Below are 26,646 nucleotides of genomic sequence, written 5' to 3' on the forward strand. Positions count from 1 at the left end.
ATATTATCTTACTTACTAGAAGTAAATAGTTGGTGCAATATCTTTTCGGTGATTAGGTAGGTAGGTTTCACTCCTGTAGTTCCTAATCCGCCAGATGCGAGTGTGCTACCCGTTTCTAATGGGTTATCACTAGCATAATACGCATATCTTACTTTTACATCTTCTTGTATACTCTTACGTAGTTTTGCGGCTGCTTGTATCGCTTTTTGATAGTGTGCTCCTTCCATTTCTAGACCTATCACACTCCACGTACTGTCATGGAAGAATTTAAGGATATCTCTATTTTGTAGTGATGTTCCTAATACAGAAACCATAGCACCTTCAAACACTTCTAATCCGTGTCCTTCAAAATCCTCTTTAGTAAGTTCGTTCTCAAAGGGATAATTATCTGCTGTTCCTTCAAAAAGGTGTGCACTTGGTATCATAAGATCCCCCTTTCCACCTTCTAAGATACCAGCTTTTCCCATAATAGATACAGAATCTACATCTAAGTAGGTTTTGTCCTCTCCCTCTTCATACGGTTTGAGAAGCTCTTCCATAGTTTCATAAGCTTGCTCTCCAAAAGCGTAGTCCATTACGATAATAACGGGCTGCTGCTCCTTTTTTACATCATTGCTACAGAAATCATTTTCAGCTACTGGTAGCTTACACATATCAAAAATCTGAACATTGATATTTGTACCACTATCATCTGGTAGATATATCATACCGTTCTGCAATGCAGCTCTCTCTACTTTGGCGCGTAGAGCTCCGTTGCCACTATTACTAAGCATTTCATATACCTCCAGTTTAGACTTTTTCTTAAGTTCAGACTTAAGTGCAAGTGGTGCATATAAAGTATTCATAACAGAGTGCATGTTTGCACTAATAATGTGAAGAGGTCTACCTAAAAGATTATTTTTCTTTAAAGTCGCTTTAATATCATTTGCCCAGATCTCACCGTGTATGTGATGACCTAATCGCTCTCTTAAGACAGGACTAAAGGTAACTGTGCGTTTCTCTTCTTTAAGTACCTCTGCTATGGCAAGTTTACCTAACCAGTATATAAGCTCAAAGAAGCGCCTATTGTTAGTACGCGTGTTGAAAAGAGGTGCAATTGCGCGAACTTCGGCAAAGGTGCGTCCTAAGATATTTGCAGTATGCGTAGTTGCGATCTCCCAGCTATTTTGATCTAGCTCTTCGTTGTTTAAAACGGCTTTTTCTAGTTTTTCCCAATCACGTATTACAGCGCCTTCATCATTAATAAGAACACGTTTCATGATCTTGTGAGACTCAATAAATAAGAACGTCACGTGTGTAAGAATATCATAAATTTCAGAACGACCACGCGTGATCTCGATGTTCATTTGTTCTTCATCTATGCGGTAGCAATTGCGACGACGCTTTGCTGGAATAATAGGTTCAAAGTGGCTGTTTTTATAGCCTTCATCACTTGTTAAGTTTATGAATCTGCATTGCTCTATTCCTTCTGGAAGTCTATCAATAACGTAAAGAAGACCGTCAAGCTCTACTTTTTCTTCGGCAATGGTACCGTAAATTTCTGGTCTTAATATAAGAAGTGACTCTCTAAGTGTCTCACCAGAGACTCCCATAGGTTTATAAAATCCTCTGTTAAAAAGGTGACGCATTGTAATATACATGCGTTCTATAGCGCTGCTGCTCTCTTGGGCTCTAGTACGGCCTTGTTTTTTTTGTGTGCTCATAATTGGGGATAAAGGTACTTAATAGAACTTGACCATGGTAATTTCATAGCCAGCTTACCTATTAAATACTATTTTGATTGCAATACATCGGCAATCTTTCGATCGTTTGAAAGTCGTGGAATTTTATTTTGACCACCTAACTTTCCTTGTGATTTCATGTAATTATTAAAGCCATCTTTTACCACCTTCGTGATTTTTAATGGCTGGAGTACCTTTCCTGTGATTAAGTCAAGGTAGTATGAGTTTTGAGCTTGTAGTGAGGAATCTAACGCTTTCGCGAAAGCGTGCAAATCACCACTACCCTCATTTTCAAATTCTATAAACCACTCATGATAAGGTAATCCTTCTTGAGGTGCAACTTGAGGCGCTACGGTAAACTCTGTCACTTTGATATCTGTTCCGGCTGAGGCTTCAAGCATGGCTTGCTCAACTTCCTTACCTATGACATGCTCTCCAAAAGCCGAAATAAAATGCTTGATTCTCCCAGAAACCATAATACGATATGGTTTGAGACTCGTAAATATCACGGTATCTCCTATATTATATGCCCACAGTCCTGCTGTGGTAGAGATAATCATTACGTAATTTATATTAAGTTCTACATCCTTAAGCGTTATTCTTGTTGGATTTTCATTAAAAAACTCATCTGCTTTTACAAACTCATAAAAGATACCATTGTCTAACTGCAACAGCATTCCTTTTTCTGTTTGCGTATCTTGAAAGGCAAAAAACCCTTCACTCGCTGGATATAACTCAATGCTATCTACGCTTCTACCTATAAGATCTTCTAGCTTGCGACGGTAAGGTTCATAATTTACACCTCCGTACACAAATAACTGATAGTTTTTAAAGAGTTCTCCCACCGTTTTACCACTCTTCTGGATAAGGCGCTCATAATACATCTGTACCCAGGGAGGAATCCCTCCTATAAGCGTCATATCTTGGTCTATTGTTTCGGCTACGATAGCATCTACTTTTTGCTCCCAGTCGTCTATACAATTAGTCTCAAGACTAGGAAGCCTATTCTTCTGTAGATAATTAGGCACATAGTGTGCGACAATACCAGAAAGGCGGCCTAGTTTGATGCCATTCTTTTCGGTCATCTCTGGACTTCCTTGTAAAAAAATCATCTTACCATCTACAAAGTCTGTATTACCGGTCTCTGCGATGTAAGAAAGAATTGCATTACGCGCACTGTTAGGGTGCGTTTTCATGCTGTCTTTTGTAAGCGGAATGTACTTTACTCCAGAAGTAGTTCCAGAAGTTTTTGCAAAATAAAGAGGTTTACCTGGCCAGAGTATATCTGGTTCTCCAGCAACCATTTTATCTACATAGTAGCGCAAGTCTTCATAATCCCTAATAGGCACCTGCTTTACAAAATCTGCATGTGACTTTATTGTGTCAAAACGGTGATCATTACCAAAGGTTGTATACTGAGCAGCATCTATAAGACTCTTAAAAACCTTGTTCTGAGTCTCAATAGGATTATCTGCCCATTTTTTTATACTTCGCTGTATGTACGATGCAAAAATTTTTGCTCCAAAAGACTTTATCGACATTAGTTAAAATCTATAAAATTAGTCGGATTTATAGGGTACCCATTACTCCACAACTCAAAATGTAAGTGTGGTCCAGTACTATACTCACCTGTATTACCCACCGTGGCAATAACTTCTCCTGCTTGAACCAAGGCTCCTTGTGACTTATTGAGAGAAGCATTGTGTTTATATACGGTGATAAGGTTCTTACCATGATTGATGATAAGTACATGACCTGTCTCTGCAGTCCACTCGGCAAAAATCACAGTTCCATCTGCTGCGGCTTTTACAGGAGCATCTTTTACAGTTACAATGTCTACTGCAAAGTGTTTTTGACTAGCATTATATGCAGATGATATGGTTCCTTTAACTGGAGGAAACAGTGAGAAATCTGTATCCTCAATTGCTTTATCAAACACATTGTACTTGTCTTCCTGCTCTACTGTTTGCCTTAGTAAGCTATCTTCTCTACTAGGAAGCACATAAATTTCTTCATCATTAAATACGGCATCGCGTATAGAATCTCTATCAAATTCTAGCTCTTCTACATCACCACTCAATACTCTACGTATAGAAGAGTAGTATTGCTCATTTACTCTAATTGCATTTTCTATAGAATCTGTTTTTGCAACGAGTAGCGTCGCATTGCGCTTGAGTTTTGTGCTTGAGTAACCAGGAATATATTCCCTTAATGGTGTAAATGCGATAAGTAAAGTGGTAAGTGCAATAAGAATAATAGCAGATATACCTACTAGAATAAACACATTGAGTCGTGTGAGTTTAAAAGAAATACGCTCCTCAAAAGTATCTTCATTAAGAATAACTAAGCGATACTTGTGCAGTAGCTTTTTTGCAATCTTTTTTTTCTTCTCTTTTTTTTCTGCCATTTGAGATACAAATATACTTTTTAGATATGAGATAATTGACGTCTTTACGCTTTCGCGAAAATTGGATTGTGATAACCACTCCTCGCCAATTAAGTCCTTTTTATCACTTTAACGCTCGTATGTCTGTTTTCTTACTATCTTTGTTTTTCTAAAACAGATGAAGATGAATTTTTTAGCAATATTTTTAGGAATGGTAGGCCCTTGGCAAATAGGACTTATTGTATTAGTTGTTTTATTACTTTTTGGAGGTAAGAAAATCCCTGAAATGATGCGCGGCTTAGGTGGCGGTATCAAAGAATTTAAGAAAGCGTCTAAGGACGAAGAGGACGATATGATAGAAGAGAAGAAGTAATACTCCCTCTTTCTAATATAGAAAAACCGCATAGCTCTTTAAGTTATGCGGTTTTTTTGTTTTTAAAAATTAAGGCTAGAGTATCAGTCTAAAAGTGACTCCCTATTCTAAAGAGTGAAATTTTTAAACTTTAAAAATTTAATCACATCTATTCTATTAAATTAATTACCCTACCTCAACCTAGCACTTTTTAAGATACTCTCAAGCTCAAACATATTATCACGCTGGTCTTGTGAAGGTGAGAAGATAAAGCCTTCTAATATCAAATATCTCCCATTCTTTTCATCTCTTACGGCATAGTTTACAAAAGGTCCAGCCATATAACGACCGTCTACTTCCCATGTTCCTTTAGTTTCATAAGCTAGCTTTCCATCTATCTCTGTTTCTTGTAAGTATGGTGAGAAAGCTCGTTCTGTAATAAAGCGACCGTCATCTACTGGTATTTTCTTTCCTCCTATAGAATCACGCATGCGTATGATATTCTTTATTGTTAAGGTATCCTTATCTATTGCCTCTAGCGGCACTTCATATACCGTGATGTTCATGTTACCGCTGCGCTTAAGTTCCTTGCGCATCCAGAAGAAATCCGGTTTCTGTTCTGCATATCTATATGCGTTAGGAAAGTTAAGTTTTACTCCAAATACCTTTTGTAAAGAATCTGTTTTCTTCAATGCCTTCTTAATTCGACTTTGGTTTGCAACAAGCTCTTGTTCTTTAAAAGCAGTTACAATACGTTCCTCATTATCAATAATCAGGTTTGCAATTTGTGTCTGGCTTCTTCCAGTAACAATTATTCCTGTCTGTGGGCGTGCATATGGGTCTTTTACTATGGTTAAAGAGGCACTATCTGCTGGCTTTATTTTTAGATAAATTCTGTTTTTAAGTAGAAAACCACTGAAAGCCTCTGGCGGAATCTGATCTATAGAAAACTTAGGCTCCTCACGTGGTAATCCATATACCGGATCTGCTAGGACGTCGCGTAGCGCGTCTCCTATAGCTCCCTGCCATTGATCCTTAGTCACAATCACCTTAACATTGTTAATATTACCTACAGACTGGCTTAAAATGGGTTTACCGTCATTATCCCCACAAGAAAAAAGTAAGGATGCCACTACTACACTTAAAAATAATCTTTTTATCATATTGCTATTATTAACGATTAACATCCAGACATCACAAGGACTGTGGTGTAATCTATATCTCTCTTAATTGTAAAAAATCCGCCTAGTAAATTGTCGGTTGGTCTGTATTCTGTAAGGTCAAAGTTCCAATGATTCTGACCATAATCACCAAAAACCTTATTAACTGACTCTACCCACAACAGCACAGATTCTCTATTAGGGTTTGCTATGCTGAGCACTTCTCCAGTGGCAAGTGCCGCGTCTCCACAATTGCGTTTTGTGTAAATGATTCCATTTTCAAAAGTTTGTGTGAATCCGCAATCTCCGCCACCATTAGATGGAAGAATTTCCTTGTCTGAAATGGCATTATAATTATCTATCAAGTACGTGTATACAGGATTTTTTATAATACCTTTTTCATTTCCCTCACTATTTACTACGGTATAAGCCGCAGCATCATACGGTTTAAGGGTTACTTCTTGTGCAGCAAGTACTGCTGTAAAGCATAAGCTTAATGAAAGAAGTAACTTTTTCATAATTGATTTATTTAGAAACACGTAGTTTCATTCCTGGCTTCAGTTTACTGCTACTAATATCATTCCAAACTTTAATATTATCAATGCTTACTCCAGGAAACTTATTTGCAATTTTCCAGAGTGAGTCACCATTTTGAACAGTATATGTTTTCTTTCCCTTTAATGAAACAGTTTTTGAGCTACTACTTGTACTGCTATTGGTAACAGGTTTTCTGGGGTAGATAGTTAGTCGCTGACCTATTTTAAGAGCATTTGATTGTAGGTTGTTCCACTTCTTAATCTGGCTTACACCTACACCGTATTTGCTGGCTATCTTTCCTAGATAATCACCGCTACGCACTCGGTATCTAACCTGAGAGCTTGCTGTAAGTACTTCTGGTAATGGTTTTTCACGTTTGTCTAGTTCAGCTTTCGCGAAAGCGTAAATAGCCTGTTCATTTTGTACAAATTTACCCACACTCTCGATAGGAAGTCGCACGTAATATTTCTTGTCCTTTACCACTGGAATAATATCCAATTTATACTGAGGATTTAGGAATTGAACAATCTCCAAAGGAATACCTACAATACTAGAAACCTGATCTAGTGCGATACTTTGCTTTATGTGAATGGTATCTGTTGCAAAGTAATTTATAGGTGCTCTTTCTGGTGTGTATCCATGCTCATCTGCATATTCAAAAAGATACATGGTGGCTAGAAACGCAGGTACATAACCAGCGGTTTCTCTAGGTAAATTCTTTCTAATATTCCAGTAATTTGTAGCACCTCCAGAACGTCTTATTGCTTTAGACACATTTCCTGGACCAGAGTTATAAGAAGCCAGTGCAAGATCCCAGTCGCCATGAATATCATAGAGTTGTGATAGGTAAGCACAAGCAGCCTCTGTTGCTGCAATAGGATCCATGCGATCATCTACATAGCTGTTTACCTCGAGGTTAAACATTTTACCCGTTGCAAACATAAATTGCCATAACCCTGTTGCTCCTACTCTAGATTTTGCTCTTGGTCGCAGTGCACTTTCTACAATGGCGAGATATTTCATCTCTAGAGGGATGTCATACTTATCGAGACGCTCCTCAAACATAGGGAAGTAAAATTGGCTCACTGCCATGAGTTTTTCCATGGTAGGTTTGTGACGCTTTAAGTAGCGGTTTATGACACTTTCTAGCGATGGGTTATACTCCACGTTAAATGGAGTACGCGCATTTATTTCGGCAAGGCGTTTTTTAAGCGTGTCTGTAGGAAGTTCTAGATTTACTTCAGGCTGGTATGTGTGACTTTCACGTATATTATTTATAGAATCAAATAAATCCATTCTTGCCAGTTCCTTACGCCAGCGCATATCTATAAGTGCTGCCTGAGGATTATCTGGTAAGTTGAACGTTATAGAATCTCTCACTTGTGTATCCAGTAATACTTGAGGTAAATCTTGAGAGATTGTATTGGTAATGACAGTATCTACTACTTTGATAGTATCTCTTTGGAGTGCCGGTTTTTTATCTTCTTTTACAACCGGAGCTTTCTGTTTATAAGCCTCATATGAGAGGGTGTCTTGCGCTTTCGCGAAAGCGGAAAACAAGAGTATAGAAGCTACTAGGGATATTTTAAAATTATGTTGCATTAAAGTCATAGTCAAGAAACGAAAGATACGGGAAAATCGTATGGTTTTAAAGAGAGGAAATATAACTTCTAGCCAGCACAACTTCTGTTAGGTATATAAATAATAAGACCACCTCAAGAGGTGGCCTTATCAATTGATGTGTTGTTAATTATTCTTGTATAGCAGCTATACCTGGTAGTGTTTTACCTTCTAGCATCTCAAGCATTGCACCACCTCCAGTAGAGACGTAGCTTACTTTTGTATCAAAACCAAATTGTTTTACAGCAGCAACACTATCTCCTCCTCCTACTAGTGAGAACGCACCGTCCTTTGTAGCTGCAGCAATACTATGCCCTAGTGCAATAGTTCCTCCTGCAAATGTTTCCATCTCAAAAACTCCTAATGGTCCATTCCATAAAATAGTTTTTGCACGCTTTGCTACCTCGTCAAAAAGTTCGCGAGATTTTGGTCCAGCGTCAAGGCCTTGCCATCCATCTTCGATACTCATGATATCACACACCTTTGTGTTTGCATCATTTGAGAAATCATCTGCAGCAATAACATCTACTGGTATGTGAATCTGTACTCCTTTTTCTTTGGCTTGTTTAAGAATGTCAAGAGCGAGCTCCATTTTATCATCTTCACAAATAGAGTCTCCTATGGTTCCTCCTTGTGCTTTAATGAAAGTAAAAGCCATACCTCCACCTATAATCATCTCATCTACTTTATCAAGGATATTCTCAATAACCGTAATTTTTGAAGACACCTTAGAACCACCAAGAATAGCTAGTACTGGCTTCTCACTATTATTAAGCACGCGATCAAGACTCTCTATTTCTTTTGCTAGTAAATAACCATAGCATTTTGCTTCAGGAAAGAACTGAGCAATGATCGTAGTAGAAGCATGCGCACGGTGTGCGGTACCAAAGGCATCATTTACATAAATATCTCCTAACTCACTTAACTGCTTTGCAAAGTCTACATCACCAGCTGTTTCGTCGCTGTAGTAACGGAGGTTTTCTAATAGTAATATTTTACCCATTTCAAGAGTAGATGCAGCCTCTGTAGCTTTTGCACCTACACAATCTTCTACAAAGTTTACTTCTACACCAATGACTTCAGAAACAGTTCTACAAATCTGAGATAAAGAAAACTCCTCTTCTTTGTTTTTAGGTCGACCTAAATGAGACATAAGGATAGCAGATCCTCCATCTTCTAATACTTTTAAGATTGTAGGTTTTGCAGCCTCAATTCTTGTAGTATCAGTAACATTACCATCTTCATCAAGGGGAACATTAAAATCTACGCGAATTAATGCTTTCTTATTCTCAAAATTAAAGTCGTCTACTGTGATCATTTTCATTGGTTTTGCTAACAAATATAATAGATACAGAGGATAAAAAATGCAGTGATTCCTTTATATTTGACGCTATGCTGTTTTCAAACGTTATCGGGCAAGATTTTATTAAAAATCATCTCACAACAAGTGTTGATGCAGGGCGTATTGCTCATGCTCAACTTTTTATAGGTTTATCTGGCACAGGGGTTTTACCCATGGCCATTGCTTATGCACAATATATTTTATGTAATAACGCTCAAGGCGAAAATGAGGGAGGATCTCAAGCTTGTAATTTAAAGTTTGAGCACTTATCGCATCCAGATTTACACTTTGCTTTTCCTGTAGCAACTACTCCCGAAGTAAAAAGCCATCCTGTCTCTAATAATTTTATGAGAGAGTGGCGCTCGTTTATTACAGAAAACCCATACGGTGACCTCTTTAAATGGCACCAACATCTAGGTATTGAGAAAAAACAAGGACAGATAGGTGTAGATGAAGCTTCTGAAATTAATAAAGCTCTTGCTTTAAAAGCATATGAAGGTGGTTATAAAGTAATGATCATTTGGGCAGTTGATAAAATGAATACTGCAGGATCAAATAAACTCCTCAAACTATTAGAGGAGCCACCAGCAAAAACATTGTTTATTCTAATTTCTGAAAATGAAGACAGCATTATAGACACGATAAAGTCAAGATGTCAAGTACTCCATTTCCCAAGATTAAGCGAACCACAAATTGCAGATGCTTTAATTACTAAGCATAAAACTCCAGATGCTGAAGCTCATAAAATAGCTCATCAAGCACAAGGAGATTACCAGCAAGCGATGCATTTATTGCATCATGATGGAGACGATATTCAGTTTGAAAAATGGTTTGTTACTTGGGTACGTACAGCCTTCCAAGCAAAGGGTAAAAAAGAGGCCGTTTTAGGACTCATGGAGTGGAGCGAAATCATAGCAAAATCTGGCCGTGAAACACAGAAAAATTTTCTTGCTTACTGTGTACAATTTTTCCGTCAAGCTTTGCTTAAAAATTACAAGGCAAATGATCTTGTTTTTATGGAAACAGAGACCGGTTTTGATCTCTCAAAATTTGCTCCTTTTGTACATAATAATAATATATTTCCTATCGTAGAAGCCATTCAAGAGGCTTCGTATCATATAGAACGCAATGGAAATGCTAAGATTATCATGACAGACCTTTCTATAAAATTAACTCGATTTCTACATCGTAAGAGTTGATTATATCAAATAGTTATCTCTATATTTAGTTCTATCTAAATATATTTTTAGACAAACAATCAACAGTGTCCTTTGTCTATATACTCAGACAATCTCAGATCTTTTACTAAACGAGAACATTTAAAGGCTCTATAATCTGCCGGTGCGATTTCTACCCCGCTAAGCAGTACCATTTGGTTAGTGAAATCTTATTTAAATAAGCTTGATTAACTTGATTAAACGCACGTAGATTTTACGGCGGAATCTAGTCATTTATTGATGAGAAAAATCATCAAAATTAGGCATAAAAAAAGCGATGATTTCTCATCGCTTTAAAAGCTATTTTAAACACTAGTGTTTAGTCTTCTTTCGGAGCATATTCTCCATTCATTTCTGTAAGAATTGCTTCTGTAAGATTCAATTCATCTTTACCATAAAGAACACTTCCAGCATCGTTAGATCCATAGATATAAGAGTAACCATTTGTCTTTCCGTAAGCCTTTACTTTATCCTTCACTTTTGTAATAAGTGAATCTATTACTTTCTGGCTTTCTACTTGTAGTTGTCCTATTCTTACCTGGCGTTCTTGTTGTAATTGTTGTGCCTCTGCTCCTAGTTCGTTGTAAGTTTCTTCTTGTTTCTTACGTGACATAGAAGGTCCGTTTTTTCTAAACAAGTCTTCTTTGATTTGGTAAGACTTAATCTTAAGCTCTAATTCGCCCATGATTTCGTCATTTTGTTTTGTAAAAAGATCCTTTGCGCTTTTAAGCTCTGCATATTCTGTAAGTAACTCTTCAGTATCTACAAAACCAGTTTTCTCTGTTTGACAGGCTACAGCCATCATAGCAGTAACAAGTAGCATTCCTATTTTTTTCATTGTGTTATTTTGATTATTTGGTGCGAAAATAGGTAGAATCCATCAAAACTTAATTAAAATCATGCCTATTTCCATTTTGATTCTCAAATAAATGTAGATAGACTTAAAGTCATCGGTTATTCAATAAAAATTGAATCTTTTGAAATCTACATTTAGAGGATATATAAAGAACGCTACAATTTAAAATAATGAAGTAATTCGTGATTAATAAATACGATATACTGAAAGCATTAAAATTGAAATCAGAAATAAAATAACCAGGAAGTTTGATAAACACATTACAAGGGATAGTAATTGTGTGATTTGAAAATTGATATTGTTAATTGAAAATATTTCACGTGGAACATTTTATAACTAAATGCATTTTAAACAGAAACATTGAAAACTAAATTCTCAATTCCAGATTAAATATAAAAAGATGAAAATTGGTTGAAATAAGCTCTCATAAGAAAAAGCTATGGTCAAAAAAGGAATTAATAATAAAATTTTATTAAAAACGAAGCCTTAAAAGACCATTTTTAAACGGTTTCAACATTTAGCCATATCCATTTAAGGCATGTGTACTCAAAAGCCCTTAAAAGCGCTTATTTGCAATTTAAGCGTGTTTTAGAACATAAATATGAGATGAATAACCTCCAGACTGCTTTGCTTTACGATTTGACTTGAATCCAGTTACAAATGCAGTGAAGAAATTCATTTTACCACTTTTATACTTTTCTGAAAGAAGACTCACGTAAAAGGAATCAAATTTCATAGGTAGTGTTTTTACTAATTGTAAATCTTGTTCTGCAAAAAGTCTTTTTATAGCAGTTTCTGAAAAATGGTATAAATGTCTTGGCACATCAAAAGCTGCCCAATATGATTTATAATAACTAGCATCATAAGATTCAAAATTAGGAACGGCAATAAATATAATTCCATTTTTTGCTAGTTGCTTTTTCAACCATGCTATTTGCTCTTGTAAATCGTAAACATGTTCTAGCACATGCCACATAGTTATCACATCGTATAACTCCCCTCCTACTTCATCGATAGTGTTATACATATCGAGTCCTTTATGTTGAGCAAGCTTTTTAGCTTTAGCATTTGGCTCTACTCCTTTTACATTCCATTTTCTTTTAGATAGAAATTCCAAAAAATCTCCAGTTCCAGCTCCTATGTCTAAAACAGAACCTTGGTCAGGATGAAACTTTTTTAAAAGTTTTTGCTTTCGCGAAAGCGTGATTCCTCTTATAGTTTGATATGCGATTTCAAATAAAGATCGTTTTCCATCTGTATGAGATATATAATCTTCACTTTCATAATATGAAGGAAGCTTAGAAATATCCGGCTTAGGATTTGTGAAATACATATGGTATTTCTCATCATACTCTAGCGTAAATTCTTCTCCACTAACTGAATGATCCTTTACTTTAAAATCTTCTTTCATCAACTTTGTTTCACGTGGAACGTATACTATTTAAAAATTATCGTCCCATATAAACTAACATTACACTTATGTCTGAAGGAGAAACTCCACTCACTCGTGATGCTTGAGAAATTGTAGTTGGTCTAATTTTAGATAATTTTTCCCTAGCCTCAAAAGACAGCGACTTCAGTTTTGTATAATCAAAACCTTCTGGAATTTTAATATTTTCTAATCGCTGTAGCTTGTCTGCATTTGCCTTTTCCTTTGCAATGTAACCTGCATACTTAACTTTAATTTCTGCTTGTTCTAATACATCACGATCAAGATCTTTCTCCTCAATATAAGCAGCTACTTTCTCAAAGCCTTTCATATCATCAAGCGTGATTTGAGGTCTAGAAAATACTTTGAACATTTTATCAGATTGTCTCATAGGAGAAGATCCTCTTTCTTCTAGTATATCATTTACCTCTTCAGGAAGAATACTTGTCTCTTCAAAAAAATTAACAAGATCATTAGATTCCGCTTGCTTCTTTTCCATGGTAATGAGACGTTCCTCAGAGGCTAAACCTACAGCATTTGACATAGGCGTGAGACGCTCATCTGCATTGTCTTGACGCAATAGTGTTCTATACTCAGCACGAGAAGTAAACATCCTATACGGCTCTTCTGTACCTTTTGTAATTAAATCATCTATAAGAACTCCTATATACGCCTCATCTCTTTTGAGCATGAAAGGATCTTTCTCATGCACTTTAAGGTGTGCATTCATACCAGCCATTAATCCTTGAGAAGCTGCTTCTTCATATCCAGTGGTTCCATTAATTTGTCCAGCAAAATACAGTCCGCTCACAAGCTTAGTTTCTAAGGTATGCTTTAACTGTGTAGGCGGAAAATAATCATACTCGATTGCATAACCAGGACGGAAGAATTTTACATTCTCAAAACCAGCGACAGACTTTAAAGCCTTAAACTGGACATCTTCTGGAAGTGATGTTGAAAATCCATTCACATAAATCTCACATGTATTCCACCCTTCTGGCTCTATAAATAATTGATGTCTATCCTTATCTGCAAAACGATTAATCTTGTCCTCAATAGACGGACAATATCTTGGCCCGAGAGATTTAATTCGACCATTAAACATAGGTGAGCGATCAAATCCTTCTCTCAAAATATCATGCACTTCTAGAGAAGTATAACTCATATGACAAGGACGCTGATGTGTAAGCGGGCTTGTTTCTTTACTATAACTAAACTTCTCTGGGACTTCATCACCTGGCTGAATAATCATCTTAGAAAAATCTAACGATCTACCATCCACTCGTGGAGGTGTACCTGTTTTCATTCTTCCAGATTCAAATCCAAACCCCGCTAGTTGTTCTGTAATTCCAGTAGCTGCTCTTTCACCTGCTCTACCTCCACCAAATTGTTTATCTCCTATGTGGATTAATCCATTTAAAAAAGTACCATTAGTTAGCACCACAGATCTTCCTCTTACTTCAATACCAAGAGAGGTTTTTACACCAACAACTTTATCATTTTCTACAATCAGACCGCTCACCATCTCTTGATAAAAATCAAGATTCTTAGTTCCCTCAAGCTTCATTCTCCACTCCTCTGCAAATCTCATTCTATCAGATTGCACACGTGGAGACCACATTGCAGGACCTTTAGATTTGTTAAGCATCTTGAATTGAATCGCTGTCTTATCAGATACGATACCGCTATATCCTCCTAGTGCATCAATCTCTCTTACTATTTGCCCTTTTGCAATTCCTCCCATAGCAGGATTACAACTCATTTGGGCAATGGTTTGTAGGTTCATAGTTATAAGAAGTGTAGAACTTCCCATATTTGCAGCAGCAGCGGCAGCCTCACAACCTGCATGGCCAGCACCTACTACTATAACATCGTATGTATCTTGAAATAGACTCATTGTTTCACGTGGAACATTAAAATATTAATATCTCTAAGAGAAGTTACGCTTTCGCGAAAGCGTTATATACATTCTTTTAAAGGCGTGCAAAGATACAGCCTTTAATTCTCTCTAACACAACTTCCCGCTGGGACAGATGTTAAACCTTGAAATAGAGCGCTGTAAGAAAATTACTACTTATCTAACTGATAAATATAAATTTTCCTTTGCTCTCATCTCCTTAGCCTCATCATCACTCTTATCTTTATAACCGCAATAGTGCAGTAGTCCATGAACCATAACACGGCTTAATTCGTCTTTAAAAGAGGTTTTAAAATCTGCAGCATTATCCTCAACACGCTCTACAGAAATATATACATCCCCACTAATTACATCTCCACTCGTGTAGTCAAAACTGATTACATCTGTAAGCGTGTCATGATTCAAATATTCAACATTGAGTTTATGCAAGTAGGCATCATCACAAAAAATGTAATTGATCTCCCCCATTTGTTTTTGCTCGGATTCTATCACAGATGTTAACCACTGAAGTAACTCTTCAGGATTTGATAATTCAAAATCATTTGTACTATTAAATTCAATCATTGTTTTTCTGGAAGTAATCTTGCACTTTACGCTTGTATTCTTCCTTAAGCGGAAGTGCATTTCTGTTTAATATTTCTGTCGAGTTAAAATACTTTTTGGCTTTTTCGAGCGCACTATTCACAGGATTTGCAAACTCCTTTACGTTGGTATTTGCTTCACGCTTATTCTCTTCACCTTGTTGCAACGTTGCCTCTTTAAGTTTAAGTAGTTCGTGCTTAAGATTAGTCATACGTTGTAACGTTTCATTATTAAAACCTTTATCTAATAATTGCTGCTCAACATCCTTCATATCTTTTACCAGCTTCTCTGCATTATCCCCAAGACCTTCCCTTTGAATAGCATCTTCTAGTTGTTGTCTTAACTTAGACTGCTCTTTATAAATTTCATAAAGAAGTCCCTGCTCATACTCATCGCTTTGTCCATCTCCATTTTCTCCACCTCCATTCTCGCCATTTCCATCACCTTTTAAATCACTATTACTCGAGCCTTTTCCTCCACCTTGACCACCTTCACCTTCGCCTTCTTTTCCTCCCTCGCCTTCAGATCCAGGTTGATCACCGCCTCCTTTTCCTTGTCCTTCTTTACCTTCAGAACCTTCACCAGATTCTCCTTCCTTACCTTCACCTTCATTTCCATCTCCGGGTTTTTTACCCTCACCCATTTTCTTATTGAGTTCTTCTTGACTCTGTATGATATCAGGCAGTTGTTCCCCACTTCCACTGCCAGAACCCATGCCCATACCCTTTCCTTTACCGGAGCCGCTACCAGACATCATTGCATTTTGCATATTATCTAACGTCTGACTAAGGAAGTCTGCTAGTTTATTAGTTCCAGTTATAACATATTGCTGGCTACTTACACCTTGCATTATTTGATTTTCGGCAAGTCTTGATAGTGCTTGATCCATGCTGTAATCAATATCGACTAAGGTCTCATTGATAATCTCATCGAGTTTAGGCTGACGCAGTGACAATGCATATAAACTATCATCTATATGTTTGAAATTTTGTTTGAGTACATTTTGCCTTCTTAATTTACGTGCGTAATTAGGATTCTTCCCATCCATCTTACGAAATTCCATCATTATAGTCTCTTCTTCAAAACTAAAAACAAGAAGATTATCTAGTATCTGGCGTAACATCTCTGCATCTTCTTCCAGACTTTCCTCACCACCCATTTGCATTTGAGACTGCATAGACTTACTCATTTGCTTCATCTTTTCTGCAGCCTTTTTCTGTTTCGCTTGAGCACTAGATTTATCCTGGGGTGTTCCGTCTTGTTGTTCTTGATCCTCTTGTTTTTCTAGTTCTTCACTAGCTCCCTCCTGCTCTTCTTTGATTTCTTCTTGTTTCTTTTCGTCACCAGGAAGGTCCATAGGTTTTTTAAGTTCTTGGTTTTCTTTTTCAAGATCCTTTAGCGCTTCCTCAAGTTTTTTGAACTCTTCGTTGAGTTCATCTTGCTTTTCCTTAGTATTTTCTTTTCCTTCCTTCTTACTTAAATCTTCTTGTTTTTTTGCGAGTTCCTCTAAGTCACGAGCAATTTGCTCGGTCTTTTTCTGAACATAATAACGCTTTGTAAGCTCAACCATTTGCTCTAGGTTGCGCTTATTATTTTTATTTTGCTTTTCAAGTTCCTCAAGCTTTTCAGAGAGTTCTTCTTTTGGCATTTTCTCTCGAAGCTCTTGTAATTCTTTTAAGAGCTTTTCATTTTCCTTTGCTTTCTTTTCTTGACGCTCTAGACGTTCCTTCAGTTTTTCTTTATCCTCATCTGTAAGCTCCTCTTCTTTTTGAAACTCGTCTAGATTCTCCTTTAACTGTTTAGAAAAATCTTTCATCATCTCCTCTTGCTGCTTCTGGCGTTTAAGAAAGCTATCAAGTTTCTTTTGATCGTTAAAACTCAGCTGCTTTTTCTCCTTCTGAGTTCGTGAGATTTCTTGTAATTCCTTCTCACTATCCTTCATCTTCTGTAGGGACTTATCAAGATTACCTATAGATTTTTGTTGTTGCTCAAGCTGTTTATTTTTAAGCTCATCATCTGTAAGTTTTACAAAACTATATATCGTGCTCTTTGTACTTTTAAAACGATGGATGGCATCATTATCAAAAACCTCAAAATAATACTCATAATTTACTCCTTCTTGTAAATCAAGATTATTAGGGAATGCATAAATAAACTGATCTACATTACCCTTTGAAATACTGATTTCGTCATACTGTTTATTATCACTCTCTGAAGGATAATAAACAATTTGTAATTTTTTAAGCCCGTAATCGTCGCTCACTTTTCCGTAGAAATAATTCTGCTGCTCGTTTACAGTATCTTTTTTTGCTTCCAAGGATATTTGAGGATACTGATCTTTTAAGACTTGTAAATTATATGCTAGATTTTCATAATTTTTCAGTTGGCTATTACTCGTACTTACTTCATAACTCGTGTTATTATAGATACGCTTTACTGCTTTGAAAACTTTTGAGGTTGTCACATTTTCGCTTAAAGCGAAAGGGATAATAGTATCCTTAAGCACAAGATCTACTCCATCCGTCTGCCTCGTACTTATATTCCAAGAAACGGTAGTTCCTTCTGGAATAATTGCATTGCCCGTATTTTTTACAGTCTCTTTTCCTTTGCGAGTATGTGCAGGATAGTTGAGTTCCATATCAAAATCCATAAGTACAGGAACCTTGAGTACCTCGATAGTATAAGGCTGGGATACGACTTTATTACCTTTAAGATTAAAGGTGATATTTTCTGTAGGCTGTTCAAATATATAGCTATACTCTCCCAGAGCAATTTGCTGTAGAAAATACACCTCATCATTAAATCTCACAGACGCCTCCTCAGGAATTATATCTCCCAGTGTGCGCACGCGCAACTCAAAATCTTTATTTTCAATAGCCTGTAAATTCTCATTGACTATATAAAAACTAAACGGTGCTGGTGGCTCATATGCCTCGTTGTAATTTACAACACGCTCATAACTTGTTGAGAAAACCTTTTCCTTCCCTGCATAGTTTGCAATGAGAAATATAACTACAGGTATAGCAGCGTATTTGAGGTACTTCTTATTTTTTGTAAAATCTATAGCTAGTCTAAAAGGGATAGGCTCAAGCTCTTCACTCTTCTGCTCTATACTTGCGAGCATTAATTCTGAGTCTGTTACTTCACTATGTAATTGCAAGGTGTTTATAAGCTTGTCGCTTACTTCTGGAAAATAATTTCCTATCAAACTAGCAGCATCCTTGTAGTTGATACCTTTTGACAATTTAAATAATCTGGCTAGTGGTACTGCTATAAACTTGATGAGTAAAGCAACCTCTACTACTATAAACGCCCAGAAAAGAACGGTTCTTCCAGCTGGACTAAGCCAGAAAAAATACTCAATGAGCAGTGTGATTAAGAAATAAAATAGACCTAGTGCAAAAAACAATATTGCACCGCGCAGCAATTCATTAGTGTAATATTTTCTAATAAATCCCTCTAGCTTCTTCTCTATTTTTTCAAATCTATTCGTCATCTATCCTAATTCTCTTTATAGCAACCTCTAAAGTACTATTTTATTATGTTTTAAGAGGATGTCAACATTTACAAAGATATCACTGTGATCTTCATAAAAAACTTTAAACGGTATTCGTTAAGCCTTTTTAAAGGCTTAAAAGTATCTTTGCACAAAATCTAAGACTATGTCTCAAAACGTTCGGGTGCGATTTGCACCTTCACCTACTGGGCCATTGCACATCGGTGGTGTGCGTACGGCGCTTTTTAATTATTTATTTGCAAAAAAACATGGAGGTACTTTTATCCTCCGTATAGAAGATACAGATCAAAATCGCTATGTACCTGGTGCAGAAGATTATATACGTGAGAGTCTAGACTGGTGCGGTATTTCATATGACGAGGGACCTACAAAAGATGGCGGATTTGGACCTTATAGACAAAGTGAACGTAAGGATAAGTATCACGCTTTCGCGAAAGCGTTAGTCGACTCAAATAATGCTTACTATGCATTTGATACTGCCGAAAGTCTTGATGCACACAGAAAAGATCACGAAGCAAACGGCAAAACCTTTATCTATAACTGGCACAATCGCCTTAAACTAGATAACTCTCTCGTTCTATCGCAAGAGGAAACAGAGAAGCGTATAGCCGCTGGCGAAAATTATGTGATACGTTTTAAATCTCCTCAAGATGAAGTATTACAACTACGTGATGAAATACGTGGTGCTATGGAGATTGATACTAATATTCTAGATGATAAGGTGTTATTTAAATCTGACGGGATGCCTACCTATCACCTAGCAAACATAGTAGATGATCATTTAATGGAAATTACTCATGTGATACGTGGTGAAGAGTGGTTACCATCTCTAGCGTTACACGTGTTATTGTATAGAGCCTTTGGATGGGATGCACCAGTATTTGCTCACTTACCGCTTATTCTTAAGCCTGTAGGGAAAGGAAAATTAAGTAAGCGTGATGGTGATAAGCTAGGATTTCCAGTCTTTCCGCTACAATGGGAAGATCCAAAATCAAACGAAATTTCTTCTGGATACAGAGAAGACGGTTACTTTGCAGAAGCCATGGTAAACATGCTTGCCTTTTTAGGATGGAATCCTGGAACGGAACAAGAAATTTTTAGTCTAGAAGAGCTTGTAGCAGCTTTTGACTTAAAACGTGTTAATAAAGCTGGAGCAAAATTTGATCCAGAAAAGACAAAGTGGTTCCAGCAGCAGTATATGCAAGAATCTCCTGTAGCACTTATAGCAGATCAATTTATGACATTCTTAAAGGATAAGAATGTAACTACTACAGAGGAGTACACAACACACGTAGTTGATTTAATTAAAGAACGCGCCATCTTTGTAGAAGATTTATGGACATTAGGAAGTTACTTCTTTACTGCTCCAACAGAGTTTGATGAAAAGGCAGCCAAGAAAGCTTGGAAAGAAGATACGGCGGCCATCATGGAAGAGGTGAAAATTATATTATCTAGTGTATCTAACTTCACAACAATAGAAGCTCAAACAACTCTTAAGGAGTGGATTGTAGCAAAGGAATTAGGTTTTGGAAAAGTAATGCAACCTTTTAGATTATCACTTGTGGGCGCTATGCAAGGACCTGATGTTTTTGATATTGCTACCACCATTGGCAAAGAAGAAACATTACGACGTATAGGTTATGCAATTACCACACTAGGATAACTGTTATACATCACATTATTAATTAAGGCTACAAATCATTGATTTGTAGCCTTAATTTTTTACCGATAGTTCATAAATAAAATACAACTCCTGCAGTGATTAGTGATGCATTGCCTTTAAAATCTCTTGCATTGTTATCAATTACAAGGTTTTGCTCATTAAGATTATTGAGGATGTTTGTAAATCCATATTGGTACTGTAGCGTGAGCCTCACGTGTTCAAAACCACCTGTAAGTCCTAAGATACCAAAACCATTTACTCGAGATATTTCTTGTATATCACTTGCGGTAAGTGTGTTATATCCGGTTACTATATTTGTGTTTTGCCTAGAATTATCAAGCTTCATTTTGCTGTTAATTAGTAGTGCAGGTCCAATGTCTACTGCTAGATGGTTTGCAATTAAGTTATAACTGAGTAATAGATTAAGCTGCGCACCTATGATATTGTATTGAGTATCCTCACTAGTAAGTTGATCTAAAGAAGTTGTTTGAACTGTAATCGCAGTACTTAACAAATCAATCCCGTAAACCATTCCCCAGTTATTATACACATTTCCTCTAGTAGTAAAACCCGCTAGAAAACCAGCTTCTCCTTGTACATCAAAGTTCTTTGTATCTATATCCATGAATGCAACTTTACCTTGAAGGCCTATACGGTTATAATTACCGTTGTTCCTATAAGATTGAGCATACATTGTTGTGAACGTTATAAGCAGTAAAGCAAGTAGTAATAAATATTTCATAGGGGATTTTTAAAATAGGGTTACACTTAAAACAATGGCTCTAAGATATAATAACTTAAAAGGAATCAGGAAACTTTTATTTTATGTGTTACATTTTATCGATTATGGCTACTTATCTTTAAGATTACAATAATCACCATCAATAATTTTTAAAAATATCCAATATGGGACAGATTCTTTTACCAGTATTAGTAGTACTAGCCATACTTATTATCCTCTCAGGGATATTTATGGTTAAACAGCAAACCGCCGCCGTTGTGGAGCGTTTTGGAAAATTCATTGGAGTGCGTAACTCGGGACTTCAATTTAAAATCCCTGTATTTGATAAAATTGCAGGTCGTATCAATTTAAAAATACAGCAGCTTGATGTTGTTGTTGAAACTAAAACTAAAGATGACGTTTTTGTACGTCTTAAGATATCTGTACAGTTTCAAGTAGTAAAAGATAAAGTGTATGACGCATTTTATAAACTTGAAAATCCGCATGATCAGATTACTTCTTACGTATTTGACGTAGTAAGAGCGGAGGTTCCAAAAATGAAATTAGATGACGTTTTTGAGCGTAAGGATGATATTGCCATTGCAGTAAAGCGTGAGCTTAACGAAGCTATGTCTAGTTATGGTTTTGACATCATTAAAACCCTTGTAACAGACATTGATCCAGATATGCAGGTAAAGGCAGCTATGAACAGAATTAATGCAGCAGAACGCGAGAAAGTAGCTGCAGAGTTTGAAGCAGAAGCAGATCGTATCAAGATTGTAGCAAAAGCTCGTGCAGAAGCAGAGTCTAAGCGTTTACAAGGACAAGGTATTGCAGACCAGCGTAGAGAGATTGCTCGTGGTCTTGAAGAGTCTGTAGATGTTCTAAATAATGTGGGTATTAATTCTCAAGAAGCATCTGCACTTATTGTAGTTACTCAACACTATGATACATTACAGTCTATGGGTGAGCAAACTAATTCTAACCTTATCTTAATGCCTAACTCCCCACAAGCTGGTAGTAATATGCTTAATGATATGATTACTTCATTTGTAGCTTCTAATCAAATAGGAGAGCAAATGAAAAAAGATAATGAAGCAAAAGGTATTATCAATAAGAAGAAGAGAGACGCTCAAGAAGATTAATAATTACAATTAGGCTCATAAAAAACCCCAAGAACAAGCTGTTCTTGGGGTTTTATTATTTATAAAATAAGTCAGTTAAGCTTTGTATTCTCCTTCTCTATTTACTTCCTTAACACGTTTATATCCAAAAATTGTACTTAGTAATTTAGCTACCACCGCCTTTTGGAGTAATGATCCTACTAAAGTTCCTAATGAGGATACCGGAGAAAATCCAGAACTCATACCGTTTTTAGCTCCATTTACATTAAGCCTTACTTCCTCCTCACTTATTTGTCTTTTAAGTTTAAGGATTTTAAGGTCATGCTCTATTTGTTCAAAACTACTATATTCTCTCATCAGTGTTTATATTTTGAGTTGCTACGGGAGCTACTAGTGAAACATCTGGAAGTGAATCATCACTAAAGGCAAGTTTACTATATTTCTTAAGTAACATAGTTTCTAGAGGCTTTCCGGCAAAAAGAAATACCAAAAAGAAAATCACTAAGTAAATTCCTCCTACAATAAAGAATCCTGCACTCAAGCTATCTAGAGACTCCCCTATCACAATTGAAAGGCCTATAGAAAAGAACATCATTGCTATAAGACCAAAAGTTGCTCTCAAAGCTAAGTTTGCACTACTTACTAATCCTCTCATTCCATTCTTGAACAAGCTTAGTTTGTAGTATTCTGCAGTGACTTTGGCATATTCCTGCCCGTTATCTGTCAGTCCTTTTAGGTTATTTGTTAACTTTTCAAAAGCCATATCTGATTGGTTTCTTTTGGCTTATGATAATGCTTTCTCCACTTTGGCAACATTTTTATCTACTACAGCATCTTTTTGAAGTTTTGCATTTTGTACACGTAACTCAGCTAGTTTTGTTTCTAACGTTGAGATTACATCATCTGCTTTATGACTCGCTGTTGAAATAGAGTCGTTTAACTTTTCTTCAAAAGTTAACTTAGCTTTCTGAGCATTATCTGTAAGCGACTCTCTAGTTTCCTTAAGTTGCTTTACTAATTTTTCTTGCTCTTTCTTAGCTTTCTTAGAAAGATCCTTTCTCGTTTTAGTTCCTTTTTCTGGAGCATATAAAATTCCTGCTGCTGCACCTATTGCACCACCTAAAACTAACGCTAACAATGTATTACTTGACTTACTCATATGATTCTATTTTATATTAAAAATTGGTTGAGTGTAAAGATATTTTGATATGTTTCTTTTCTCCGTTAATAACCGGTTAATATCTCTTTAACCAACTCACAATCTTTGTTAAAAGTAGTCTCTTATCATCCTTAAATGAGACATTTATGCCAATAACTGTTAAAATATAGATCCTAGATATTAAAATTTAGACGCTGCTTCTTGTAATATATCGTTGCTATCTTCTTTTGCCTTTTCAACAAATGCTACTGCTCCTTCAATGTCCTTAATGGTTTTGTTTTGCGCTTTCGCGAAAGCGTACAAACTCTCAATACCCGCAATACGAGTACCCACCTTTTTTGCCGAAGTATTAAAGAATCCTTTAACCTCATCCTCTGTTAAACTCGCTGCTAACTTTTGTATATCTGCAACAGCCGCAATACGTTTATCTTCTGGTAGATTTGCAAGTTTCTTACCTAGTTTATTAATCGTACTAAGAGCTGAAGCTTTTTGCTGTTGCTGTGGTTTTGCTTGACCTTGCGTGTTACCTTGTGCTTGTTTAGGCTTCACTTTTGCCCATGAATCACGTAAACCTACCGTTCTATTAAAAATAAGGTGATCTGCTGTAGACTCCTTATCTACATTAAAATATCCCTTGCGCTGGAACTGGAATATATCACCTACCTCAACGTCTTTAAGACTTGGCTCAAGATATCCAGTGATTGTAGTAAGACTGTTAGGATTTATAAATTCCATGAAGTCTTTATCCTCATGACCATCAGGATTTTCATCACTAAATAGTCTATCAAATAAACGTACCTCTGCTTTAATAGCATGAGCAATAGAAACCCAGTGTAGTGTTCCTTTTACATTGCGCTTAGAAGCTTCTGTCCCGCTTCCAGATCTACTCTCTGGATCATAGGTACAGTGTATCTCTGTGATAACTCCGTTCTCATCTCTGATAACCTCACCACCTTTAATGATGTATGAATTCTTTAAACGTACTTCTTTATCTGTAGTAAGGCGGAAATACTTATTTCCAGCATTTTCTTTAAAATCCTCACGTTCTATGTACAACTCTCTACTAAAAGGAACTTTACGCTCTCCCGCAGCCTCATCTTCTGGATTATTCTCTGCATCTAGCCACTCCTCTTTACCTTCTGGATAGTTAGTAATCACCAGTTTTACTGGATCTAATACTGCCATTACTCTAGGAGCAATGTTATTTAAATCTTGACGAATGTGGAATTCTAATAATGCAACATCAATCACATTCTCACGCTTTGCAACTCCTACTGCATCTATAAAATTACGTATTGCTGCAGCTGTATAACCACGACGTCTCAGTCCAGAAATAGTAGGCATACGTGGGTCATCCCATCCAGAAACTACACCTTTTTCAACTAATGTGAGCAACTTACGTTTACTCATAATCGTGTAGTTAAGGTTGAGACGTGCAAACTCCCGCTGCTTAGGACGTAAATCCTCACCAGAGTATACTTGGTCTAAGAACCAATCATAAAGTTCTCTGTGAGGCTTAAACTCAAGCGAACATAAACTATGACTTACCTGTTCTATATAATCGCTCTCTCCATGCGTCCAGTCATACATAGGGTAGATACACCAGTCACTACCTGTGCGGTGGTGATCTTTGTGCAACACACGATAAATAATAGGATCACGCATTAACATGTTTACATGCGCCATATCAATTTTTGCACGTAAAATATGTTCTCCTTCCTTAAACTCACCCGCTTTCATTCTAGCAAAAAGGTCTAAGTTTTCTTCTACCGTACGATCACGGTAAGGTCCTGGCACACCAGGTTGTGTAGGTGTTCCCTTCTGCTCTGCCATTGCCTCACTAGATTGAGAATCTACATAAGCTTTTCCATCCTTAATAAGCTGGACAGTCCAATCATATAACTGCTGGAAATAATCACTTGAAAAGCACTCCTTATCCCATTGATACCCTAACCAAGAAACATCTTCCTTGATAGCATCTACATATTCTTGCTCTTCTTTTGCTGGGTTAGTATCGTCAAAACGTAAGTTTACCGGTGCCCCGTACTTCTCCCCTAGCCCAAAACTTATACAGATTGCCTTACAGTGACCTATATGTAAATACCCATTAGGTTCTGGTGGAAAGCGAAAACGCAAATCCTCCTTAGTATAGCTCCCTTTAAGGTCTTCTTCAACAATTTGTTCTAGAAAATTCAATGATTTATTATCCTCTGTCATGATGTATGATTGTAAGGGTAAAATTAATCAATTTGTAGTTGGATTTAATAAGTGTTTTCACTGATGTTTTTATTGCTTACGCGAAAACTTGAAATCATTATACAGAAGCATTCATACAAACCATTGTACTAGATAGCTCTTTTATCAAGCTTTGTATCAAAAGCTGTTGTTTATAACTGGCTTATGAGGTTTAAACTGTCGTTGTGTAACATTTTAAAAAAATAGACACTCATCTATTATAACAACAATACACTATGAAACCACTTAATTATACTTGCGTAAAATGCCAAAACCACACTTACAAAATAGGCGAAATGCGTGCTACTGGTAGTTTTCTAACAAAATTGCTCAATATGCAAACAGAAAAGTACAGCACAGTAACATGTAAAAATTGCTCATACACGGAGTTTTACAAGGCCAAAACTGGAGCACTTAGTAATATTTTTGATTTGTTTGGAGGATAAGACAAGGTTAAACCTCGTGCTTTAAAAATGCAAAATCATGTTTTGAGTTGTAACTTTGAACACTTATAAACAATACCATATCATGGGAAAAATAAGAGTAACAAACATACGTGCCTACGCCTACCACGGCTGTCTTTCTGAGGAAACTGCCATAGGATCAGACTACAGAGTAGATGTAGAGATTGAAGCAGATTTATCAAAAAGTGCGCAAACAGATAAACTTGCAGACACGGTAGACTATGTATTGCTTAACCGTATTGTAAAAGAAGAAATGGCAATTCCTTCTGCATTACTAGAAGTAGTGTGCGAGCGTATTTTAGTACGATTTTTTAAGGAAGAGGCTCTTATACAGCTAGCTACGGTTGCAGTATCAAAAGTAAATCCTCCTATAGGTGGAGATGTAGAGATGGTTACTGTAGAGCGTACTCGAGTGCAATAATACCTTTATTATCAGAAGTAAAACGAGTCAAAAATTCGTAAAAAGAATTTGTATTATTTATAAAGAAAAAAAAGAATATCTCATTTCGATATTTGTCAGTACTATTCCTATATTTGCACCCACATAAGGTGTCGTGGCCGAGTGGCTAGGCAATGGTCTGCAACACCATCTACAGCGGTTCGAATCCGCTCGACACCTCAAAAAGGAACTTCTAACGGAGTT

23 protein-coding genes and 1 tRNA gene are annotated in these 26,646 nt (G+C 36.6%); 7 read left to right on the plus strand and 17 right to left on the minus strand.

Features of this window, described 5'->3' with window-relative positions; genetic code table 11:
• Window positions 1-8: 8 nt before the first annotated feature.
• From JM84_RS02315 to JM84_RS02325, 3 genes are all read right to left on the minus strand, one after another.
• Window positions 9-1,703 (minus strand): DUF6909 family protein, encoded by a 1,695-nt coding sequence (locus tag JM84_RS02315; protein ID WP_013750678.1) that lies wholly within the window; start codon window positions 1,701-1,703, stop codon window positions 9-11.
• Between the two features lie 68 nt (window positions 1,704-1,771).
• Window positions 1,772-3,262 carry a GH3 auxin-responsive promoter family protein gene (locus JM84_RS02320; protein WP_144782553.1) on the minus strand — a complete coding sequence of 497 codons (1,491 nt, stop codon included), beginning with the start codon at window positions 3,260-3,262 and terminating at the stop codon, window positions 1,772-1,774.
• Window positions 3,262-4,128: a M23 family metallopeptidase gene (locus tag JM84_RS02325; protein WP_144782555.1), complete on the minus strand. Its 867-nt coding sequence runs from the start codon at window positions 4,126-4,128 to the stop codon at window positions 3,262-3,264. The genes JM84_RS02320 and JM84_RS02325 overlap by 1 nt, the downstream gene beginning before the upstream one ends.
• A gap of 163 nt (window positions 4,129-4,291) precedes the next feature.
• Between JM84_RS02325 and tatA the strand changes: the two genes are divergently transcribed.
• Complete coding sequence (tatA, locus tag JM84_RS02330; RefSeq protein ID WP_013750675.1) at window positions 4,292-4,480, plus strand: twin-arginine translocase TatA/TatE family subunit; 189 nt, start codon at window positions 4,292-4,294, stop codon at window positions 4,478-4,480.
• A gap of 170 nt (window positions 4,481-4,650) precedes the next feature.
• Here tatA and JM84_RS02335 read toward each other — a convergent pair whose 3' ends face one another.
• From JM84_RS02335 to JM84_RS02350, 4 genes are all read right to left on the minus strand, one after another.
• Complete coding sequence (locus JM84_RS02335; protein ID WP_013750674.1) at window positions 4,651-5,622, minus strand: DUF4837 family protein; 972 nt, start codon at window positions 5,620-5,622, stop codon at window positions 4,651-4,653.
• A 17-nt stretch (window positions 5,623-5,639) separates the two neighbouring features.
• On the minus strand, window positions 5,640-6,137 hold the full coding sequence (locus tag JM84_RS02340; RefSeq protein WP_144782557.1) for a hypothetical protein: 498 nt from the start codon (window positions 6,135-6,137) through the stop codon (window positions 5,640-5,642).
• A gap of 7 nt (window positions 6,138-6,144) precedes the next feature.
• Window positions 6,145-7,767 (minus strand): lytic transglycosylase domain-containing protein, encoded by a 1,623-nt coding sequence (locus JM84_RS02345; RefSeq protein WP_144782559.1) that lies wholly within the window; start codon window positions 7,765-7,767, stop codon window positions 6,145-6,147.
• Between the two features lie 139 nt (window positions 7,768-7,906).
• On the minus strand, window positions 7,907-9,094 hold the full coding sequence (locus JM84_RS02350) for a phosphoglycerate kinase (RefSeq protein ID WP_144782561.1): 1,188 nt from the start codon (window positions 9,092-9,094) through the stop codon (window positions 7,907-7,909).
• Between the two features lie 74 nt (window positions 9,095-9,168).
• Between JM84_RS02350 and JM84_RS02355 the strand changes: the two genes are divergently transcribed.
• Window positions 9,169-10,317 (plus strand): ATP-binding protein, encoded by a 1,149-nt coding sequence (locus JM84_RS02355; RefSeq protein ID WP_186439097.1) that lies wholly within the window; start codon window positions 9,169-9,171, stop codon window positions 10,315-10,317.
• 337 nt (window positions 10,318-10,654) lie between these two features.
• On the opposite strand, the gene JM84_RS02360 is transcribed toward JM84_RS02355, so the two are convergent.
• The 5 genes from JM84_RS02360 to JM84_RS02380 form a co-directional block, all read right to left on the minus strand.
• Window positions 10,655-11,173 carry an OmpH family outer membrane protein gene (locus tag JM84_RS02360; RefSeq protein WP_144782565.1) on the minus strand — a complete coding sequence of 173 codons (519 nt, stop codon included), beginning with the start codon at window positions 11,171-11,173 and terminating at the stop codon, window positions 10,655-10,657.
• 595 nt (window positions 11,174-11,768) lie between these two features.
• Window positions 11,769-12,602: a class I SAM-dependent methyltransferase gene (locus JM84_RS02365; protein WP_013750667.1), complete on the minus strand. Its 834-nt coding sequence runs from the start codon at window positions 12,600-12,602 to the stop codon at window positions 11,769-11,771.
• Between the two features lie 37 nt (window positions 12,603-12,639).
• A complete protein-coding gene (gene mnmG, locus JM84_RS02370) occupies window positions 12,640-14,517 on the minus strand; it encodes a tRNA uridine-5-carboxymethylaminomethyl(34) synthesis enzyme MnmG (RefSeq protein ID WP_013750666.1) in 1,878 nt (625 codons plus the stop codon).
• 177 nt (window positions 14,518-14,694) lie between these two features.
• Window positions 14,695-15,102 (minus strand): rRNA maturation RNase YbeY, encoded by a 408-nt coding sequence (ybeY, locus tag JM84_RS02375; protein ID WP_013750665.1) that lies wholly within the window; start codon window positions 15,100-15,102, stop codon window positions 14,695-14,697.
• The gene (locus JM84_RS02380; protein ID WP_144782567.1) at window positions 15,095-18,616 is read right to left on the minus strand and encodes a DUF4175 family protein; all 3,522 of its coding nucleotides are present in this window, start codon (window positions 18,614-18,616) and stop codon (window positions 15,095-15,097) included. Before JM84_RS02380 ends, ybeY begins: the two co-directional genes overlap by 8 nt.
• A gap of 166 nt (window positions 18,617-18,782) precedes the next feature.
• Here JM84_RS02380 and gltX point away from each other — a divergent pair, with 166 nt between their 5' ends.
• Window positions 18,783-20,300, plus strand: coding sequence for a glutamate--tRNA ligase (gene gltX / locus JM84_RS02385; protein WP_013750663.1), 1,518 nt, complete (start codon window positions 18,783-18,785; stop codon window positions 20,298-20,300).
• Between the two features lie 70 nt (window positions 20,301-20,370).
• Here gltX and JM84_RS02390 read toward each other — a convergent pair whose 3' ends face one another.
• Complete coding sequence (locus JM84_RS02390) at window positions 20,371-21,042, minus strand: hypothetical protein (RefSeq protein WP_013750662.1); 672 nt, start codon at window positions 21,040-21,042, stop codon at window positions 20,371-20,373.
• 164 nt (window positions 21,043-21,206) lie between these two features.
• Between JM84_RS02390 and JM84_RS02395 the strand changes: the two genes are divergently transcribed.
• Window positions 21,207-22,166, plus strand: a complete 960-nt coding sequence (locus JM84_RS02395; protein WP_013750661.1) for an SPFH domain-containing protein — start codon at window positions 21,207-21,209, stop codon at window positions 22,164-22,166.
• Between the two features lie 75 nt (window positions 22,167-22,241).
• Here JM84_RS02395 and JM84_RS02400 read toward each other — a convergent pair whose 3' ends face one another.
• The 4 genes from JM84_RS02400 to JM84_RS02415 form a co-directional block, all read right to left on the minus strand.
• A complete protein-coding gene (locus JM84_RS02400; protein ID WP_013750660.1) occupies window positions 22,242-22,502 on the minus strand; it encodes a DUF6327 family protein in 261 nt (86 codons plus the stop codon).
• Window positions 22,489-22,908, minus strand: coding sequence for a hypothetical protein (locus JM84_RS02405; RefSeq protein WP_013750659.1), 420 nt, complete (start codon window positions 22,906-22,908; stop codon window positions 22,489-22,491). The genes JM84_RS02400 and JM84_RS02405 overlap by 14 nt, the downstream gene beginning before the upstream one ends.
• A gap of 21 nt (window positions 22,909-22,929) precedes the next feature.
• Complete coding sequence (locus JM84_RS02410; RefSeq protein WP_013750658.1) at window positions 22,930-23,304, minus strand: YtxH domain-containing protein; 375 nt, start codon at window positions 23,302-23,304, stop codon at window positions 22,930-22,932.
• A 180-nt stretch (window positions 23,305-23,484) separates the two neighbouring features.
• Window positions 23,485-25,521 (minus strand): glutamine--tRNA ligase/YqeY domain fusion protein, encoded by a 2,037-nt coding sequence (locus tag JM84_RS02415; RefSeq protein ID WP_013750657.1) that lies wholly within the window; start codon window positions 25,519-25,521, stop codon window positions 23,485-23,487.
• A 254-nt stretch (window positions 25,522-25,775) separates the two neighbouring features.
• Between JM84_RS02415 and JM84_RS02420 the strand changes: the two genes are divergently transcribed.
• The 3 genes from JM84_RS02420 to JM84_RS02430 all read left to right on the plus strand — a co-directional run bounded on the left by JM84_RS02420 (window position 25,776) and on the right by JM84_RS02430 (window position 26,622).
• Window positions 25,776-25,985, plus strand: coding sequence for a zinc ribbon domain-containing protein (locus JM84_RS02420; protein ID WP_013750656.1), 210 nt, complete (start codon window positions 25,776-25,778; stop codon window positions 25,983-25,985).
• An 82-nt stretch (window positions 25,986-26,067) separates the two neighbouring features.
• Window positions 26,068-26,424, plus strand: coding sequence for a dihydroneopterin aldolase (folB, locus tag JM84_RS02425; RefSeq protein WP_013750655.1), 357 nt, complete (start codon window positions 26,068-26,070; stop codon window positions 26,422-26,424).
• A gap of 127 nt (window positions 26,425-26,551) precedes the next feature.
• A tRNA-Cys gene (locus JM84_RS02430) sits at window positions 26,552-26,622 on the plus strand.
• Window positions 26,623-26,646 lie beyond the last annotated feature (24 nt).

Origin of the sequence: Dokdonia sp. Hel_I_63, from assembly GCF_007827285.1 — a bacterium.
Lineage (GTDB): Bacteria > Bacteroidota > Bacteroidia > Flavobacteriales > Flavobacteriaceae > Dokdonia.

Bases quoted from the DNA above. Each gene is read 5' to 3' on its own strand.
- JM84_RS02315 (WP_013750678.1), bottom strand. From the start codon at position 1,703: ATGAGCACACAAAAAAAACAAGGCCGTACTAGAGCCCAAGAGAGCAGC.
- JM84_RS02320 (WP_144782553.1), bottom strand. From the start codon at position 3,262: ATGTCGATAAAGTCTTTTGGAGCAAAAATTTTTGCATCGTACATACAG.
- JM84_RS02325 (WP_144782555.1), bottom strand. From the start codon at position 4,128: ATGGCAGAAAAAAAAGAGAAGAAAAAAAAGATTGCAAAAAAGCTACTG.
- tatA (WP_013750675.1), top strand. From the start codon at position 4,292: ATGAATTTTTTAGCAATATTTTTAGGAATGGTAGGCCCTTGGCAAATA.
- JM84_RS02335 (WP_013750674.1), bottom strand. From the start codon at position 5,622: ATGATAAAAAGATTATTTTTAAGTGTAGTAGTGGCATCCTTACTTTTT.
- JM84_RS02340 (WP_144782557.1), bottom strand. From the start codon at position 6,137: ATGAAAAAGTTACTTCTTTCATTAAGCTTATGCTTTACAGCAGTACTT.
- JM84_RS02345 (WP_144782559.1), bottom strand. From the start codon at position 7,767: ATGACTTTAATGCAACATAATTTTAAAATATCCCTAGTAGCTTCTATA.
- JM84_RS02350 (WP_144782561.1), bottom strand. From the start codon at position 9,094: ATGATCACAGTAGACGACTTTAATTTTGAGAATAAGAAAGCATTAATT.
- JM84_RS02355 (WP_186439097.1), top strand. From the start codon at position 9,169: ATGCTGTTTTCAAACGTTATCGGGCAAGATTTTATTAAAAATCATCTC.
- JM84_RS02360 (WP_144782565.1), bottom strand. From the start codon at position 11,173: ATGAAAAAAATAGGAATGCTACTTGTTACTGCTATGATGGCTGTAGCC.
- JM84_RS02365 (WP_013750667.1), bottom strand. From the start codon at position 12,602: ATGAAAGAAGATTTTAAAGTAAAGGATCATTCAGTTAGTGGAGAAGAA.
- mnmG (WP_013750666.1), bottom strand. From the start codon at position 14,517: ATGAGTCTATTTCAAGATACATACGATGTTATAGTAGTAGGTGCTGGC.
- ybeY (WP_013750665.1), bottom strand. From the start codon at position 15,102: ATGATTGAATTTAATAGTACAAATGATTTTGAATTATCAAATCCTGAA.
- JM84_RS02380 (WP_144782567.1), bottom strand. From the start codon at position 18,616: ATGACGAATAGATTTGAAAAAATAGAGAAGAAGCTAGAGGGATTTATT.
- gltX (WP_013750663.1), top strand. From the start codon at position 18,783: ATGTCTCAAAACGTTCGGGTGCGATTTGCACCTTCACCTACTGGGCCA.
- JM84_RS02390 (WP_013750662.1), bottom strand. From the start codon at position 21,042: ATGAAATATTTATTACTACTTGCTTTACTGCTTATAACGTTCACAACA.
- JM84_RS02395 (WP_013750661.1), top strand. From the start codon at position 21,207: ATGGGACAGATTCTTTTACCAGTATTAGTAGTACTAGCCATACTTATT.
- JM84_RS02400 (WP_013750660.1), bottom strand. From the start codon at position 22,502: ATGAGAGAATATAGTAGTTTTGAACAAATAGAGCATGACCTTAAAATC.
- JM84_RS02405 (WP_013750659.1), bottom strand. From the start codon at position 22,908: ATGGCTTTTGAAAAGTTAACAAATAACCTAAAAGGACTGACAGATAAC.
- JM84_RS02410 (WP_013750658.1), bottom strand. From the start codon at position 23,304: ATGAGTAAGTCAAGTAATACATTGTTAGCGTTAGTTTTAGGTGGTGCA.
- JM84_RS02415 (WP_013750657.1), bottom strand. From the start codon at position 25,521: ATGACAGAGGATAATAAATCATTGAATTTTCTAGAACAAATTGTTGAA.
- JM84_RS02420 (WP_013750656.1), top strand. From the start codon at position 25,776: ATGAAACCACTTAATTATACTTGCGTAAAATGCCAAAACCACACTTAC.
- folB (WP_013750655.1), top strand. From the start codon at position 26,068: ATGGGAAAAATAAGAGTAACAAACATACGTGCCTACGCCTACCACGGC.